General features: G+C 64.7%; 13 protein-coding genes. 5 read left to right on the forward strand and 8 right to left on the reverse strand.

Annotation, left to right across the window (positions count from 1 at the left end):
- Position 1: 1 nt before the first annotated feature.
- Together ACRWQA_RS10685 and ACRWQA_RS10690 are read right to left on the reverse strand one after the other, a co-directional pair.
- Entirely contained in the window at positions 2-703 is a 702-nt protein-coding gene (locus ACRWQA_RS10685; RefSeq protein ID WP_434227637.1) for a pseudouridine synthase, read from the reverse strand.
- Entirely contained in the window at positions 703-1,518 is an 816-nt protein-coding gene (locus tag ACRWQA_RS10690; RefSeq protein WP_434227638.1) for an amidohydrolase, read from the reverse strand. Before ACRWQA_RS10690 ends, ACRWQA_RS10685 begins: the two co-directional genes overlap by 1 nt.
- Positions 1,519-1,679: 161 nt before the next feature.
- Between ACRWQA_RS10690 and rarD the strand changes: the two genes are divergently transcribed.
- Positions 1,680-2,618 (forward strand): EamA family transporter RarD, encoded by a 939-nt coding sequence (gene rarD, locus ACRWQA_RS10695; protein ID WP_434227640.1) that lies wholly within the window; start codon positions 1,680-1,682, stop codon positions 2,616-2,618.
- A gap of 30 nt (positions 2,619-2,648) precedes the next feature.
- On the opposite strand, the gene ACRWQA_RS10700 is transcribed toward rarD, so the two are convergent.
- Both ACRWQA_RS10700 and ACRWQA_RS10705 read right to left on the reverse strand, forming a co-directional pair.
- The gene (locus ACRWQA_RS10700) at positions 2,649-4,241 is read right to left on the reverse strand and encodes a methyl-accepting chemotaxis protein (protein WP_434227642.1); all 1,593 of its coding nucleotides are present in this window, start codon (positions 4,239-4,241) and stop codon (positions 2,649-2,651) included.
- A gap of 204 nt (positions 4,242-4,445) precedes the next feature.
- Entirely contained in the window at positions 4,446-5,720 is a 1,275-nt protein-coding gene (locus ACRWQA_RS10705) for an O-acetylhomoserine aminocarboxypropyltransferase/cysteine synthase family protein (RefSeq protein ID WP_434227644.1), read from the reverse strand.
- 124 nt (positions 5,721-5,844) lie between these two features.
- On the opposite strand from ACRWQA_RS10705, the gene ACRWQA_RS10710 reads away from it, so the two are divergent.
- The 4 genes from ACRWQA_RS10710 (at position 5,845) to ACRWQA_RS10725 (ending at position 12,535) form a co-directional block, all read left to right on the forward strand.
- Positions 5,845-7,557 carry a SulP family inorganic anion transporter gene (locus ACRWQA_RS10710; protein WP_434227646.1) on the forward strand — a complete coding sequence of 571 codons (1,713 nt, stop codon included), beginning with the start codon at positions 5,845-5,847 and terminating at the stop codon, positions 7,555-7,557.
- A 242-nt stretch (positions 7,558-7,799) separates the two neighbouring features.
- Positions 7,800-8,960 carry a TAXI family TRAP transporter solute-binding subunit gene (locus ACRWQA_RS10715; protein WP_434227648.1) on the forward strand — a complete coding sequence of 387 codons (1,161 nt, stop codon included), beginning with the start codon at positions 7,800-7,802 and terminating at the stop codon, positions 8,958-8,960.
- 65 nt (positions 8,961-9,025) lie between these two features.
- Positions 9,026-11,050 carry a TRAP transporter permease gene (locus ACRWQA_RS10720; RefSeq protein ID WP_263583893.1) on the forward strand — a complete coding sequence of 675 codons (2,025 nt, stop codon included), beginning with the start codon at positions 9,026-9,028 and terminating at the stop codon, positions 11,048-11,050.
- Positions 11,051-11,107: 57 nt separating this feature from the next.
- A complete protein-coding gene (locus ACRWQA_RS10725; protein WP_434227650.1) occupies positions 11,108-12,535 on the forward strand; it encodes an enoyl-CoA hydratase/isomerase family protein in 1,428 nt (475 codons plus the stop codon).
- A gap of 27 nt (positions 12,536-12,562) precedes the next feature.
- Here ACRWQA_RS10725 and ACRWQA_RS10730 read toward each other — a convergent pair whose 3' ends face one another.
- From ACRWQA_RS10730 to ACRWQA_RS10745, 4 genes are read right to left on the reverse strand one after another with little or no spacing between them, the layout of a single operon-like run.
- Positions 12,563-13,951 carry a hypothetical protein gene (locus ACRWQA_RS10730; RefSeq protein ID WP_434227652.1) on the reverse strand — a complete coding sequence of 463 codons (1,389 nt, stop codon included), beginning with the start codon at positions 13,949-13,951 and terminating at the stop codon, positions 12,563-12,565.
- The gene (locus ACRWQA_RS10735) at positions 13,948-14,373 is read right to left on the reverse strand and encodes a PaaI family thioesterase (protein WP_434227654.1); all 426 of its coding nucleotides are present in this window, start codon (positions 14,371-14,373) and stop codon (positions 13,948-13,950) included. The genes ACRWQA_RS10730 and ACRWQA_RS10735 overlap by 4 nt, the downstream gene beginning before the upstream one ends.
- Positions 14,370-16,013 carry a class I adenylate-forming enzyme family protein gene (locus ACRWQA_RS10740; RefSeq protein WP_434227655.1) on the reverse strand — a complete coding sequence of 548 codons (1,644 nt, stop codon included), beginning with the start codon at positions 16,011-16,013 and terminating at the stop codon, positions 14,370-14,372. The genes ACRWQA_RS10735 and ACRWQA_RS10740 overlap by 4 nt, the downstream gene beginning before the upstream one ends.
- Complete coding sequence (locus ACRWQA_RS10745) at positions 16,013-17,164, reverse strand: acyl-CoA dehydrogenase family protein (RefSeq protein WP_434227657.1); 1,152 nt, start codon at positions 17,162-17,164, stop codon at positions 16,013-16,015. Before ACRWQA_RS10745 ends, ACRWQA_RS10740 begins: the two co-directional genes overlap by 1 nt.
- Between the last annotated feature and the right edge of the window lie 137 nt (positions 17,165-17,301).

The raw sequence follows: 17,301 nt of genomic DNA on the forward strand, positions 1-17,301 counted from the left end.
CTCAGGCGAACATGGCGACCTCGTCGGGACTCAGCTCGCGCCACTCGCCGAGTTCGAGAGAGCCCAACGTCAATGGCCCTACCGATTCCCGGTGCAGCGCCGTGACGTGGTTGCCGATGGCGGCAAACATGCGCTTGACCTGATGGTAGCGCCCTTCGTAGAGGGTGAGTTCGGCCTCGTAGTCATTGCGCATGACGAGCCTGGCCGGCAGCGTCGGTTTCTCTTCGCCCTCGAGTAGAATACCTTCCTCGAAGCACTTGACGGCCGCGGCCAGCGCCTCGCCGGCGAGAGGTTCCGCCAGGGTGGCCCGATATACCTTCGCACAGCGCTTGCGCGGCGCCGTCACGCGGTGTGACCACTGGCCGTCGTCGGTCAGCAGTACCAGCCCGGTAGTGTCGACATCGAGCCGGCCCACGGCTTGCAGACGTTCGGCCTTGGGCAAGTCGATGAACTCCACTACCCTGGGGTACAAGCCGCGGCGCGCGCTGCACTCCACGCCGGTTGGCTTGTTGAGCATCACGTAGCGTAACCCGACCAGGACCAGCGGCTGGCCGTCCCATTCCACTCGATCGGATTCTCCCACTTGGCTGGCTGGCTGTTTGATAACCTCCCCATTGACGCTGACCTCGCCACGATGCAGCGCCTTCTTGGCAAGGCTGCGGGTCAGTTCGGTGGTCTCAGCCAGAAAACGGTCGAGCCGCATCAGAACCCGACCCCATCGGACAATGTGAAATGATCGGCGTCGCGCCAGGCGGGAAACTTCTCACGGAACGCCACGAGGTCTGCATGAGAAAGCGTTGCGCTCTTGATGAAAGCCGTATCGGGCGGCTCGTCGATGATTGCCTCACCCTTGAAGTCCACCAGCATGGAATCGCCGGAATAGCGCATGCCATTGGCGTCCTCTCCGACGCGATTGACGCCGATGACGGGGCACAGGTTCTCGATCGCCCGGGCTTGCAGCAGGATGCGCCACGGATGCCGCCGCGGCGCCGGCCAGTTGGCCACGCACAGCAATGCGTCGTACTCGAAGTGCTCGCCGGGCCCAGGGCTCTGGCGCAGCCACACGGGAAAGCGCAGGTCGTAGCAGACGCTGAGCAGGATACGGAACCCCTTCAGCGTCACGATCACCCTATCGTGGCCCATGGAATAACGCTCGTGCTCGCCAGCCATGCGGAACAGGTGTCGCTTGTCGTAGCAGACGCGGCTGCCGTCCGGTCGTGCCCAAACGAGCCGGTTGAAATAGTGGCCATCCTCGACGATGGCCACGCTGCCGGTCATGACGCAGTTGCGCTTGCACGCCTGCTCGGTCAGCCATGCTACGGCACGGCTCTGCTCCATGGGCTCGGCCATCTCGCGGGAGTTCATGGTGAAGCCGGTGGAGAACATCTCGGGCAACACGATGAGGTCGGTCTCGTCGCCGCCGAGCCCGCCCAGCTGCTCTTCGAGCATCCGGCAGTTGGCCTCGGGATCTTCCCAGCGCAGGTCGCACTGAACCAGGGTCGTACGCAAATCGCTCATGGATGGTTCCCTTGCAGTCGCTCGTCTATCGCTTCAGCCTAACCCAGGCAGGCAATGACGTCAGCCCGGACCTTGCTTTGCGTCACGAACGTCACCGAGGCCATGGAGGCGAATTCAATAGGCTGCTAAATTACAGCTCTACGTCACCAGAGTAACCGGCAATGCCCTTGCAGTCCTTGAGCGATCGTGAAGCCGCACGCGGCGTCGGCTTCGGCCTGGCCGCCTACGTCATGTGGGGCTGCTTTCCACTGTTCTTCGCCTTGTTCGAAGGCGTTCCCGCCTACGAGATACTGGTTCATCGCGTCATCTGGTCGTGCCTGTTCCTGGTCGTTCTGGTCACCCTGCTCAAGCGCTGGGATCCCATCCGCAAGGCACTCGCCGAACCCAGGCGCCTGGGCCGTGTGCTCGGCTGCGCACTGCTGATCGCCATCAACTGGGGGCTCTATATCTACGCCGTCGAAAGCCGTCAGGTGTTCCAGGCCAGCCTGGGCTACTTCCTCACGCCGCTGGTGAACGTGGCGCTGGGCATGGTGGTACTGCGCGAGGCCATGACCGGAGTGCAACGAATTGCCGTCCTGCTGGCGGGTTCGGCCATTGCCATCCAGTTGCTGCTGCTCGGCGAGTTGCCGTGGATCAGCCTGACGCTGGCGCTGAGTTTCGGCACCTACGGTCTGCTGCGCAAGCAGGTGCCTCTCGACGGGCTCTCCGGCTTGTTCGTGGAGACTCTCTTGCTGCTACCGCTGGGGCTGATGGCACTGGCCTGGCTCAGCGCCGCCGAACTCTCCCATTTCCTGGGTGAATCGGGCATCACACTGCTGCTGATTGCCAGCGGCGTGATCACCGCCCTGCCGCTGTTGGCCTTTGCCGGGGCAGCTCGGCGGCTGCGGCTCGCTACGCTGGGTTTTCTGATGTACCTCAACCCCACCATTCAGTTCTTCATCGCACTGCTGGTGTTTCGCGAACCACTCTCGCCAACGCAACTCGCCACCTTCCTGCTGATCTGGGTCAGCCTTGCGCTCTACTCCTGGTCGGCCTGGAATACCCGGACACGTTCGCCGCTGGCGCCGGCCGGCACTCCATCCTCGCCGGAGCAGCGCTGACGAGGCGAGGCCGCGCCAGCGCTCGAAGGCTTACGCTGTCTCGGGCTTGTAGCCGACGCGGAAGCCACCCCAGTGCTTGCCGCCCACATAGATCGGCACCGACAAATCGTGCATCACTTCGCCGGTATCGCGCTTGTAGGTCTGCAACAGCAGGGTCTCCTCGTGGGTCCCGCAGCGCTGTCCGGTGGTGTCCTCGTAGATGCGCCGGTTGCGGCAGAACTTGAGATCGTGCTCATAGTCGCCGGTGGGTGGCCGGCTGGAGGCGACGTTATGAGTGGGAATATAACCACGCCGATCGATGCCGATGGCATAGGCGACACCGAGACGCTCGAGCAGCGGTTCCTGGATGGCGGGGAAGTTTTCATCCGTGTAGTTGACGTACCCGGTCTCGTATTGCTGCGGGTTGGTACCGGGAATCGGCGTGTACTGGGCATGAAAGAGGGTCTGCTCGTCGAGTTCACCGCGTTTGATGGCCGATTCGAGCAATGCGCCTATTTTCGCTGCCGCCTGGCGTGCGGCCTCGAATACCTGCTGATGACGCCCTTCGAGGCGCTGCTGAGCGAGCGCCGCATCGACCGCCTCGGCACCGGCCATCAGAGCACGTGCCTGGCTCGCCAGGCCGTGCATGTCGCGGTTGCCCTGCTCTGCGTCCTCCTCCAGCGTGCCCAGGGTCCCGGCCACGCGCTGTGAGTGTCGATTGGTGTCCTCCATGGCCTCGGCGATGGAGCGAATCTCACCTTCCACCTGGTCGAAATGACCGGTCATCTCGGTAAGCTGCTCGCCGACCTTGCTCATCTCCTTGGCCCGGTCGCCGACGCGCTGCATCAAGTGACCGATGGTGTCGACCACGCGATGGCTGCTGTCGCCGATATCGCCGACCAGCGCCTCGACATTGCGCGTGGCATCGGCGGTGCGCCCGGCGAGCTGACGCACCTCTCCTGCCACCACCGCGAAGCCGCGGCCGTGCTCGCCGGCACGCGCCGCCTCGATCGAGGCATTGAGCGACAGCAAGTTGGTCTGCTCGGCGATTTCCTCGATCAGCGAGGTCACATGGCGCACGCTGTCGGCCTTCTCGCTCAGCATGTTCAGCAACTCGAGCGCCTCTTCCGAACGTTCGGCGAGTGCCTGCATCTCCTCGATGACCTGCCCCAGCGATTCCCGGCTGACATGGCTGGCGTCGCGCGAGCGACTGGCCAGAGTGGCGACGTTGGCGGCACTGGCGGCAACCTGCTCGATGGCCGACGTGATCGCGCCCATGCTCGACGACGCTTCGCGCACGGTCTGCTGTTGGCGCTCCAGGCGCTGATCCATTCGATCGGCGTGATGGGATACTTCGGCGGAAGCGATCGCCGTGGTGCTGGCCTGCTGGATCAGACCATGCGCCATGCGCCGCAGGGAGAGATAGTCGCGCGAAGCGGGTAGCCAGACATGGAAACGATCGTTGGCCAGCGAATCGGCACCCGCGCGATGAATCGCAGCCAGCCCGCTCAGTGCGAGCAGAGCGCCCGCTGACGATGCCAGCCCCACCGAGAGGAGCGCCTGCCATTCGGCGCCGCCGCGGTAGCCGATCAAAAAGCCGGCGGCAAGCGCAACCGCGGCCAGCAGGAGCATCAGTATCCGCATGCGTGTCGTCTCTTTGTTATAGGTGTTTTGGGAGCTTAACGTTAAGTAACCGACATTCGCATCACCACTTTCGCCTGACAGACGAAAGCGCTACTCAAGTGCCACCTGGAATGGCCGATAGCTCTTTTTCCTGTATCTCCGATTCGACTGTTTTTTCGTTGGCGGACACCGGGTGCCTCGCCTTGCGAGACGCCCGGTGTATTTTCAGGCCTGGCTGGCGGCCAGTGCCTGCTCCAGGTCCGCGATGATGTCGTCGACGTGCTCGATGCCGATGGAGAGCCTGACCATGTCGGACGTCACACCGGCGGCCACGAGTTCTTCGTCATTGAGCTGACGATGGGTGGTCGCAGCCGGAATCGACGAGCAGGTCTTGGCATCGCCGATGTTCACCAGCCGCAGGATCATGCCCAGGGCATCGTAGAAACGCGCTCCCGCCTCGCGCCCGCCTTGGATACCGAAGCTGAGAATGCCCGAGGCATGGCCATTCATGTAGCGCTTGGCCAGGGCGTGATCCTTGTGACCCGGCAAACCGGCATACTGGACCCAGTTAACCGCTGGGTGTCCCTCCAGGTATTCCGCCACCTTGAGTGCGTTGGCACAGATGCGTTCGATGCGCAGCGCCAGCGTCTCGAGCCCCTGCAGCAGGTTCCAGGCCGCCTGGGCCGAGAGCGCCGCGCCCATATTGCGCAGCGGCACCACACGGGCCCGCGCGATGAAGGCGGCTTCACCGACGTCGCGGGTGTAGCTCACCCCATGGTAGGAAACGTCCGGCTCGTTGAGCAGCGGGAAACGCTGGGGATGGTCGGCCCAGGGAAACTTGCCCGAGTCGACGATCACGCCACCGATCGTGGTGCCATGGCCGCCGATGTACTTGGTCGCGGAATGGATGACGATATCGGCACCGTGCTCGATGGGGCGCCACAGGAAAGGCGTGGGCACGGTGTTGTCGACGATCACCGGAACGCCGTGGCGATGCGCGGCTTCTGTCAGTCTTGCCATGTCGACCACGCTACCGGACGGGTTGCCGACGCTTTCGCAGAACACCGCCTTGGTGCGTGCGTCGATCAGTGACTCGATGCCTTCGATGTCGTCCTTGTCGGCGAAGCGCACCTCGATACCCTGGCGCGGCAAGGTATGCGCGAAGAGATTATAGGTACCGCCATACAGCTCGCTGATCGAGACGATGTTGTCGCCGGCCTCGGCGATGGTCTGGATGGCATAGGTGATTGCGGCCATGCCCGAAGCGACCGCCAGGCCGGCGATTCCACCCTCCAGCGCGGCGATGCGCTGTTCCAGCACCGCACAGGTTGGGTTCATGATGCGCGAATAGATATTACCCTCGACCTTGAGGTCGAACAGGTCGGCCGCGTGCTGGGCATTGTCGAAGGAGAACGAGGTGGTCTGGTGGATCGGCACCGCGACGGCGTGCTGGTCGTCGGGAGCGTAGCCGTGATGGAGGGCGATGGTTTCGGGCTTCATGGCGTGTCCTGTCGGTCGTTGTCGTTCTGCAGCAACTATTTCACCTGATGCTAACCAACACTCAACTCAACCACCAATATCGTTTAGTCTGGTGTTCCCAAGCCCCTGCCATCTAAGAGACGGGATGCTCAGACGCTACTTACCGATCCTCACCTGGTTGCCTCACTACAACAGGCGCCTGGGCGGCGCCGATCTCCTGGCGGGCCTGATCGTTACCGTGATGGTGATACCCCAGTCACTGGCCTACGCCGTGCTGGCTGGGCTGCCGGCTGTGGTGGGCCTCTACGCCAGCCTGTTGCCTGCCATCGCCTATGCCCTGCTGGGCACCAGCCGAACCCTGGCCGTGGGGCCGGTCGCCATCGTTGCGCTGATGACCGGAGCGGCATTGTCGGGGGTCGCCACACCGGGCACGCCCGAGTACCTGCAGGCGGCGCTGGTGCTCTCCCTGCTCTCCGGCCTGATCCTGCTTGTCATGGGGTTGCTGCGCATGGGCTTCGTGACCAATTTCTTGAGCCACCCCGTCATCGCAGGATTCCTGACCGCATCGGGCATTCTCATTGCTGCCAGCCAGATGGGTTACCTGGTCGGCGTCGAACTCAGCGCTCGCGAGCTGCTGCCCAGGCTGGCGGAGTTTGCCCGTGGCCTGCCCGGCCTGCACCTGCCCACGTTGATCATCGGAATCGGCAGCCTGTCGTTCCTGCTCCTGCTGCGTCAGTACGGCCGGCCGACCCTGCGCCGCCTGGGCCTCCCTCAGCCTCTGGCCGACCTTATTACCCGTGCAGGTCCTGTCTTCGCCGTAATAGCGACCACGCTTGCCACCTGGTATTTCGAGCTGGCCGAGATCGGTGTCGCCGTCATTGGCGATATTCCCCAAGGGCTGCCACCGCTCACCGTGCCCGGTTTCGAGGCCTCCCTCTGGCAGGCGCTGCTGGTACCCGCCCTGTTGATCAGCGTGGTGGGCTTCGTCGAGTCCGTCTCCATGGGGCAAATGCTGGCCGCCAGGCGTCGCGAGCGCATCTCGCCGAATCAGGAACTGGTCGGCCTGGGCGGCGCCAATGTCGTCGCCGCTTTTTCCGCGGGGATGCCGGTCACCGGCGGACTGACCCGCACCGTGATCAATCACGATGCCGGGGCGCAGACCCCGCTGGCAGGACTCTTCGCCGCCATCGGCATCGGCGCGGTGACGCTGTTTCTCACGCCGACGCTCCAGCACCTTCCTATCGCCACCCTGGCGGCAACGATCACCGTATCGATCATCACCCTGATCGACATCCCCATGATCCGACAGACCTGGCGCTACTCGCGCAGCGATTTCTCGGCCATGGCGGTCACCATCCTGCTGACTCTGGTGGAAGGCGTCGAAGCCGGCATCATCAGCGGTGTGGCACTCTCCATCGGCCTTTTCCTTTACCGCACCAGCCGTCCACACAGCGCGCTGGTGGGTCGCATACCCGGCACCGAACACTTTCGCAACGTCGAACGTCACGAAACCGAAAGCGTCAGCCACGTGGCATTGCTGCGTATCGATGAAAGTCTCTATTTCGCCAATGCTCGTTACTTGGAAGACACCGTCTACGACCTGGTGGCCACTCGTCCGGAACTCGAACACGTGGTGCTGATCTGCTCGGCAGTAAACCTGATCGATGCCTCGGCGCTGGAAAGCCTCGATGCCATCAATGCCCGCCTCAAGGACTCTCGCGTCACCCTGCACCTGGCCGAAGTAAAAGGGCCGGTCATGGATCGCTTGAAGTGCAGCGATTTCCTCGACGACATGACGGGGCGGGTCTTTCTCAGCAGCTATGCTGCCTGGCGCGAACTCTCCCGCCCCTCTGAGTAGCCGGAACGTCTATACCTTGGTCGAAGCGGCTGTTTTCCTGCCCAGCCCGTTCTTTGGCAAGCCTTTCTTTTGTAAAGTGTTTTTACCCCTTCTTAAGCGACATTCCGCCTAGCGGAAAGCAGATGGCGACCCAACGGCAAGCATGCGTTGACACTGCAGCGGGGTCTTCCTAGTATCGAGTTCAGTTTCGGAATCAAATACCGCATAGCAAAACAACAATCACTTTTTACAGGAGTTGCACCATGCGCCAGTTGTCTCGCTCCCTCATTGTTGCCGCTGTTCCTTTCACTTTGATCTCCATCGGCACGGCCCAGGCTGCCGAAGTCGAACTGCCGCGTACCATGGCCTGGACCGCCTACGGCACCAATTCAAGCGGCTACGCCCAGGCCGTGGCCATCGGCAACATGCTGCAGAATCACTACGGCACCTCGGTGCGCATCCTGCCCGGCGACAACGATGTCTCGCGCATGACGCCGCTCAAGCAGGGACGCGTCGACCTGTGCGCCTGCGGCATCGCCAGCTACTACGGTGCCGAGGGCGTAATGATGTTTGCCGATCGCGACTGGGGACCCCAGCCCATCCGCGTGATTACCACCTCCACGGCCTCCTTCGGCCTGTCGCTGGCGGTGGCCGGCGACCTCGACGTCGAGACCCCGGCCGACCTGGCCGGCAAGCGCATCGCCTACATCCGCGGTGACGACGCCTTGAACAAGGGCACCGAAGCCTACCTGGCCTTCGGTGGTTTGACCTGGGACGACGTTGAACGCGTCGACTACCCCGGCTATGCGCGTTCGTTCGACGGCATCATCGCCGGCGATGTCGACGCCTCCTTCACTACCACCGTGACCCCACCCGCACAGCAGCTCGCCAGTAGCCCCCGCGGCATCAGTTGGCCGGTGCTCGACCCCGACGATGCCGAGGGCTGGGAGCGCATGCTGGCGGTGGCGCCCTACTTCCAGCCGCATGAAGTCACCGCCGGGGCGGGCAACGTCAGCGCCGACAACCCCGTACCGAGTGCCAGCTATCCCTATCCGATCGTGGTGGCCAACCAGGATCTCGACGACAAGGTGGCCTACGGCCTGATCAAGGCGCTGCAGGAGAACTATGACGACTACAAGGACGCCGCACCGGGCGCCGTGGGTTACGCCTTCGAATACCAGGACCTGACCTGGGTGCTGCCCTTCCATGACGCCGTGGTCGAGTACTACAAGGAGATCGGCGAGTGGACCGACGCGATGCAGGCCCACCAGGACGAGTTGATCGAGCGCCAGGAACTGCTGCTCGAGACATGGGACGGCTTTCTTGCCGACGCCCCTGAGGACGAGGAGGAGTTCCGCGAAGCCTGGATGCAAGCGCGCGCGCAGGCACTCAGCGATGCCGGTTTCGATCCGGTCTTCGAGTGACTCACCCGCAAGAGCCTGCCCCCGGGGCGGCCATGCCGCCCCTTTCCCGATCCACGGACGCCGCCATGACCACCGCCACTTCGCCCCCCGAGTCGCCACGCCAGCTCAAGGAAAAGGTCACTCACGTGCGCCCGCTGCCCGTCGCCCTGCGCTGGATTCCCGGCGCCGTGACGGTGGTGTTGATGCTGATCACTCTGGATTACCTGTTCAACCTGGGCTGGCTGCGCTTCGTGACCGGGCTGGAAACGCAGTTCTACTATGCCGTGGTGGCCCTGCTGCTGCCGCTGGTCTACCTGCTTTGGCCGATCAAGGCATCGCTGCAGTATCGTCCGGTACCGTGGTATGACTATGCGCTGAGCCTCGTGACGCTGATCGTCGGCGGCTATTTCGTCTACCACGCCGAGTCGATCCTCGAGCGCGGCTGGGCCTTCGCTGCTCCCGATACTGCCATCATCGCCAGCTACGCCTGGTGGCTGTTGATCATCGAGGCGGCGCGTCGAGCCGGAGGGTGGCCCATCGCCGTCATCGCCGCGACGTTTTCGCTCTACCCGCTGGTCGCCGATATCGTGCCCGGGCCGATCCAGGCGTTTCCCTCCACCCTGGAGGAGACCGCCATGTACCACACCATGAGCACCGAGAGCATCATGGGCGTGCCGCTCCAGGCCTTCGCCGGATTGGTCATCGGTTTTCTGGTCTTTGGCGTGGTGCTGCAGAAGAGCGGCGGCGGCAAGTTCTTCATCGACCTGGCCTTCGCCCTGCTGGGTCACGTGCGCGGCGGGCCCGCCAAGGTCTCGATCTTCTCCAGCGGGCTGATGGGCTCGATGAGCGGCAGCGTGATCAGCAATGTGCTCACCACCGGCGTGCTGTCGATTCCCGCCATGCGCCGCATCGGCATGGGCCGTTCGTTCGCCGGCGGCGTCGAGGCCTGCGCCTCGACCGGCGGGGTGTTGATGCCGCCCGTCATGGGCGCCACCGCCTTCGTCATGGCGATGTTCCTCGACGTGCCCTACGCCGCCGTGGCGCTGGCCGCGATCATTCCCTCGATCCTCTATTTCCTCGGTCTGTTCATCCAGATCGACGCCTACGCGGCGCGCCACGGCATCAAGGGCCTGCCCGCCGAGGAGTTGCCTTCCCTGTGGCAGACCCTCAAGCAGGGCTGGTACTTCATCTTCGTCTTCGCTCTGCTGGTATGGATGCTGTTGATCATGCAGCGTGAAGCCGTGGCACCGTTCTACGCCACCGCCCTGCTGCTGGTCCTCAATCAGTTCTCGCGCCGTAATCGCTGGGGGCTGCGCGAGCTGGGCGAGTCGCTCTCCTCGGCGGCCAAGCTGTTCGCCGAGTTGATCGCCATCCTCGCCGCCGTCGGTATGCTGGTCGGCGCACTGTCGATGACCGGGCTCTCCGGCACCATCGCCAATGACTTCATCCACATCGCCGGGGGTAGCGTGCCGCTGCTGCTGATCATGGGTGCGCTGACCAGCTTCGTGCTGGGTATCGGCATGACCGTCACCGCCGCCTATATCTTCCTCGCCGTGGCACTGGCACCGGCGCTGATCCAGGGTGGCGGTCTCGATCCCATGGCGGTGCATATGTTCATCCTCTACTGGGGCATGCTCAGCTTCATCACGCCTCCCGTCGCACTGGGCGCCTTCGCCGCTGCCACCGTGGCCGGCGCGCGCCCCATGGCCACCGGCCTTCAGGCCATGCGTCTGGGCAGCGTGATTTACTTCATCCCGTTCCTGTTCGTGCTCAACCCGGCGCTGATCATGCAAGGCGAGCCGCTGCAGATCGGTCTGGTATTCATACAGGCGCTGGTGGGCATCGTGCTGTTCGCCTCCGCCATGCAGGGCTACCTGATCGGCGTGGGCCGGCTCGGCATCGGCGCTCTGCATGAAATTCCGGCCCGCGGCCTGGTGCTGGTGGCCGGCCTGCTGTTCGCCCTGCCCGGCGGTGGCATGGTACCGCTCAGCCAGATCGAACTGCTGGGTAGTGCGATGGCCGCCCTGCTGCCTGCCGTGCTTCTGGCGCGCTGGAGCCAGCGCCACGCGGGACCGCGTACGGCGAAGATGGCGCCTCCCGTCGATTCATGAGGTAGCGTACATGTACCATCCATTCGAACCGAAGCCTGACACAGGGAGCCATACCGCATGACGTCCCCCGTCGCCTACCAGCGCCACGACGATATCGGTGTCATTGCCATCGACAACCCACCGGTCAATGCCCTGGGCCAGGCCGTGCGCCAAGGTCTGGTGGAGGCCGTTACCCGAGGAAACGAAGATCCCCAGGCGCGCGTCCTGGTGCTGGTGGCACATGGCAGAACCTTCATTGCCGGGGCCGATATTCGCGAGTTCGGCAAGCCGCCCCAGGCGCCGATTCTGCCCGAGGTGATCGCCTTTCTCGAAACCAGCGCCAAGCCCATCGTCGCTGCCCTGCACGGCACGGCGCTCGGGGGCGGGCTCGAGGTCGCGTTGGGCTGCCAGCTGCGCGTGGCATTGCCCGGCACCAAGGTCGGCCTGCCCGAGGTCAAGCTGGGGCTGCTGCCAGGTGCCGGCGGCACCCAACGCCTGCCGCGTCTCGCCGGCATCGAGGCGGCGCTGGACTTGATCACCAGCGGGCGTTTCGCCGATGCCGACGAAGCCTTGGCGCTGGGTATCGTCGATGCCGTGCTCGATGTCGACGACCCGCTCGAGGCCGGGCTGGCAGCGGCACGCGACGTGCTCGACGGCAGGCGGACGCCGCGCGTCACCGGTGAACTCCCGCCCCCCGCGGCCGCCCCCGAGGCCATCGCGCGCTACCGCGCCAAGCTGGAAGCCGAAGTACCCCAACTCTTCTCGCCCTTCCGTTGCATCGAGGCGATCGCAGTCAGCAGCGAAGGAAGTCTCGCCGAGGGCCTGCGCCGCGAACGCGAGCTGTTCCTCGAGTGCATGGAGTCGCCCCAGCGCGCCGGGCTGATCCACGCCTTCTTCGCCGCCCGTGCTCCGCACAAGGTGCCCGATGCCGGAGAGGCTCTCACCCTCACACGACTCGCCCTGCTCGGCGAGCATCCGCTGTTCGCACATCTACAGAGCAAAGCCGAGCGGGCCAACATTGAATTCACCGCTCGTTCGGACGACAACACCCAGGCCTGCCTGGTCGCCGCCGGAGTCGACGCGACCTGTCCGACCCACTGCCTGCGCATCGCCCTGCTTTCCGTGGAAACGGCGGTCGATCTCGAAAGCATCGACGCCGATCTGGCATTGGTCGTATCGGCCGAGGGCGGCATGGCGGAGCTGGTCGCTCTACGCGCCGACGCCAACCAGCAGCAGGCCGCGGCCAACGCGTTGAAGTCGCTGCGTCAGGCAGTCGTGGTGAGTCGCGAGGGCAGCCTGTTAGCGGCGCTGCACAAGGCGGCCCGTGACGACGATGCCAACCCACACGCCGCCATGGAGGCGGCCAGCCTGATGCTGGCCGAGCGCGGCTGGGCCTATCGCGCCAGCGACATCGACCTGCTCGCCATCGAGGCGTTGGGCTACCCGCGTCACCTGGGCGGTCCGCATCGCCAAGCCACCTTGGCCATGGATGGCAAGCACCGCTGAAATCACTCACTGGCGTAGAGCTCACCGTCACCAGGGTGCGAACAGGAACCAACCGGCCAGCAGCGGAATGCAGGCCAGCAGGAAGCGGGCGTTCCAGCGATAACCGATACGGGTCGAGGCAACGCCGGTGAAGCGCGACAGGATCAACATCGAGGCCGTCATCGGCGAGGACATCAACGCCAGTGCCCAACCCACCATCAACGAGGCACCGATCAGCGCCGGTGACAACCCTTCGATGGGCAGTGTCGGCAACAAGCCGACGAGCAGCGTCACGGTGACGATGGGATTGATCCCGACCTGGGCCAGCCCCACCACCAGCAGCATCGCCAACACGGCGTTGGCCGCTCCCAGCGGCTCCACGATCACCATGAGTGGACCGAGACTGGAGATCGGAAACAGCGCCACGCACAGGTGGCCCAGATAGCCTGCCGCACCGAGCACCACCACCTCGTTGGCGCTCGGTGCCAGCAGCCACGGCAACTGTCGATGCAGGCTGACGAGCGCCGCCGGCGTGCCGAGCATACCGAGGTGACGCCGCTGCCAGGCCAGCCAGGTGATCGCGCCGAGCGGCGCTCCCATCAGGGCAGCGATGGGTAGCCGAACCTGCAGCGCCCAGGCCAGCAGGAATACCAGCGAGACGATGCCCAGCAGCAGCAGGCAAAACAGGCCGAGCGGCACCAAGGAAGGCGCCGGCAACGTCGCCTTGCGATTGGCGGGATGCGGGCCGGTGAGGTGATCGATGCCCCATCCCACCAGGAAGATGACCAGCGCCGCGCCGATCACATAGGGAGCAAGGTCGAGCCAGCGCAGCTCGGGCAGGTTGGAGAGCACCACCGCCACACCAATACCCATGGGCGAGATCAACGGTGCCAGCGAGAAGCCACGCAGCAGGGCCAGCATCATCCGCCGCTGGCGCGCCCGCTGCACCCAGGCGCGCCCTTGCGCTGCCGCCAGGGTATTGCTCTTCTCGATCATTCCGGCAAACAGGTTCAGCACACCGATATTGAGGATGATGCCGAACAGGGCGGAGCCGATGGAAAGGATCGGATAGCGCCGCCCCGGCGGCTGCAGCAGCATGGCCCGGCCGCAGCGACGCACCAGCCGCGAGCGATAGGCAGGTAGGCGCAGCAGGCTCAATGCCACCACGAAGGTGGCGAAGAAGGCGAAACGGCCGGCCGCTTCGAACAGCAACCGGCCGGGAGCCTCGACGCGCCACAGCGCGACCAGCGTGGACACGACAGCCACAATGAGAAGGCCGCGAGCCATGGGCGTCAGCCTGCCGCGCAACGAGACCAGGTAGACCGCCAGCGCCAGCACGCCGACGCCCTGCAGGACGGTGCTACCGGTGACGAGGTGGCCCAAGGTGGCCAACGTGACCAGCGCCAGCAGGCCGGCGCGTTGCCGCGCCGCTGTCACTCGGCGACGCCCTCCGGCGATTCGCTACCACCGCGCCGACGAAACGCGCCTTCGGCCATGGCCAGCAGCTCGCCACTGGCATCTACGACCTCGCCGCTGGCCATGTAGACCTTGCGCCCGCCGCCGCGCACCCTGCCGGTGGCACGCAGCAGGCCTGGACCGGCAGGCCCGACGAAGGTGGTCGTGAGCGACAGGGTCATGCCGCGGCGCACCCGCCCGGGAAGCTCGCAGTAGAGTCCGGCGAGACTCAGAGCGCTGTCGAGCATCGAAGTGAGCACCCCGCCGTGCACGATGCCGCTGCGGTTGAGGTGACGCTCATCGGCCACGAGCTCGACCACAGCAACCCCTTCCGACCACTCCACCACCCGCATACCGAGCAGTTCGTGGTAGCCCATCAGGGGTGATTGGTTGGATTCACTCATGCCGTCCCCTCGCGGTTGGCCAGCTCACGCAGGCGTCCCTTGAGGATCTTGCCGCTGGCGGTGGCCGGCAGCGCATCCATCAATACCAGTTGCGTCGGTCGCTTGTACGGAGCCAGGCGTTCGGCGATGAAATCGCGCAGCTCCACCTCGCTGACAGTGGCGCCGGGTTCGCACTGGATGAAGGCAACGACCTCCTCGTTGCCGGCCACCTGTCGCCCCACGACTGCCGAGAGGGTGACGTCCGGATGCTCGTTGATTACCGCCTCCACGTCCGGCGGATAGATGTTGAAGCCGGAGCGAATGATCAGCTCCTTGCTGCGACCGACGATATAGAGTTGCCCGTCCTCGTCGAAGCGGGCGATGTCACCGGTATTGAGCCAGCCCTCCTCGGTGAGGCTGGCGCGGGTGGCGGCCGGCTGGCGGAAGTAGCCCTTCATCACGTTGGGGCCCCGCACCCACAGCTCGCCGGCACCTGCATGGTCCGGTTCGTCCTCGCCGGCCTCGCCCAGCGGTTCGAGGCGATACTCCAGCAGCGGCAGTATGCGCCCCACGGTATTGCTGTCGAAACGATCGTCGATGCGGGTCTGGCTGATGGTCGGGCTCGCCTCGGTGAGACCGTAGCCATTGTGCAGGGTGAGGCCGAACAGCGCCTCGACACGACGCTTGAGGTCGCCGTCCAGCGGCGAGCCGCCGGCGGAGATATAGCGCAGTTCGGGCGCAACGAGGCGGCGTCCTTCACGGCGCAGAAACTCCAGCGTACGAGCGAACATAGCCGGCACACCCTGCAATACTGTGATGCGCTCATGCTCCAGCGCTGCGAGCATGGCGGCGGCATCGAAGCGCGGCACGGTATACAGACAGGCGCCGTTGTAGAGCGACCCCATGCACACCGACGACAGGCCGAAGACGTGGGACATCGGTAGCACGCCGTAGACCCGCTCGCCCGCGCAGAGGTGGCGCATACCGCCCGAAAGAGCGGCGATGTACAGGATGCCTCGGTGGGTGAGCATCACTCCCTTGGGCGTGCCGGTGGTCCCGGAGGTGTAGATCATCGCCGCAACCTGATCCCCGCCGCCGGCCGCGACCGGCTCGGGCTCGACTTCTGCCAGCGGCGAAAGCCTCAACCGGCCCAGGCTGGGGTGGTCGTAAGCATCCGCGCCATGCCGCTCGCCGTGGGCCTCGGCGTCCGGCGATGCCGCGCTGGTATAGAACACCCGGCGCGGCTGGCAGTTGTCACGAATGGCATCGACCTCCTGGGCCAAGAGGCGTGAGTTCACGATAGCCACCCACACATCGCGTTCGCTCGCCGCCAGCAGCAGCACGACCAGCGCCCGGCAGTTTTCGCTCACTGTCATGATGCGATCGCCGGGGCGTATCCCCAGCGTATCGAGCCACTCGGCGGCGGCACGTATCTCGCGCCCCAGCTCGGCATAACACCAGCGCACCTCGCCGTCGACCAGCGCCAGTTCGTCGCCGAGGCGTTCGGCGTTCTCGAGCACACGTGTACTCAAGCGCTCCGGCAGCTCGGCCACCAAGTCGCTTGCCAGGCGGCCGAAGATCTCCTCGTCCGGCGCCCGGCGCGTCACTGACGGAGCCTTCAGCTCAGTGCCAAGCGCCTTTGGCTCACTGCCAAGAGCCATCAGCTCACCTCCCGCACCATGTTGCGTGCAATCACCACCTGCTGAATCTGGGTAGTACCTTCGTAGATACGGAACAGGCGTACATCGCGATAGAAGCGCTCCACCGCATACTCGGCCATGTAACCGGCTCCCCCATGTACCTGCACCGCGCGATCGGCGACACGCCCCACCATCTCGGCGCAGAACAGCTTGCAGCACGACGCCAGCGTGGAGACGTTCTCGCTGGCGTCCTTGCGCCGCGCGGCGTCGAGCACCATGGTGCGTCCGGCATAGGCCTCGGTCTTGCTGTCGGCAAGCATCGCCTGGACCAGTTGATGCTCGGCCAGCGGTACGCCGAACTGCTTGCGTTCGATGGCATAGTTCAGCGACTCCTCGACCAGACGCTCGGCCACACCCACACATACCGCCGAGATATGCAGGCGCCCGCGGTCGAGTACCTTCATGGCGGTCTTGAAGCCCTGCCCCTCGCGGCCGCCGATGATGTTCTCGGCCGGCACCCGGCAATTCTCGAAGATGATGTCGCAGGTATGAGCGCCCTTCTGCCCCATCTTGTTGTCCGCAGGACCTCGCTTCAGGCCAGGTGTATTGCCCTCGATGATGAAGGCGGTGATGCCGCCGGCGCCCTTGTTGGCGGGGTCGGTGCGCGCCATCACAGTGAAGATGTCGGCCTCGGGGCCGTTGGTGATAAAGCGCTTGGTGCCGTTGAGCACGTAGTGGTCGCCATCGCGTATCGCGGTGGTCCGCAGGCTGGCGGCATCGGACCCAGAATCGGGCTCGGTGAGGCAGAAGGCGCTGAGCAGCTCACCTGTCGCCAGGCGAGGCACGTACTTGGCCTTCTGTTCCGGGGTTCCATCGATCAGGATGCCTTGGGCGCCGATACCATTGTTGGTGCCGAAGACCGAGCGAAAGGCCGGCGAGGTCTTGCCGAGCTCCATCGCCACCAACGCCTCCTCCTCCATGGTCAGGCCCAGGCCACCGAACTCCTCGGGAATCGACAAACCGAACAGTCCTATCTCCTTCATTTCCTCCAGCAGCTCGGGCGGTACGGCGTCCTCTTCCGCCAGACGCGCTTCATTGGGAATCAGGCGCTCGCGCACGAAGCGGGAAATGGTATCGATAAGCTGATCGAGCAGTTCGGGATCGCGAATCATGACGGTTCCTCACAGATGGTGACGTCTGACCCTGAAACGGAAGACGGGTCTTGAAATGACAGGCGTCATCTGCCCTTATTTCGCTTGGCAGAATGAAGGCCCGCATTTGGTTGTCAGGCACTGTTGCATAGCCTAGG

The sequence above is a fragment of the Billgrantia sp. C5P2 genome (assembly GCF_051062895.2).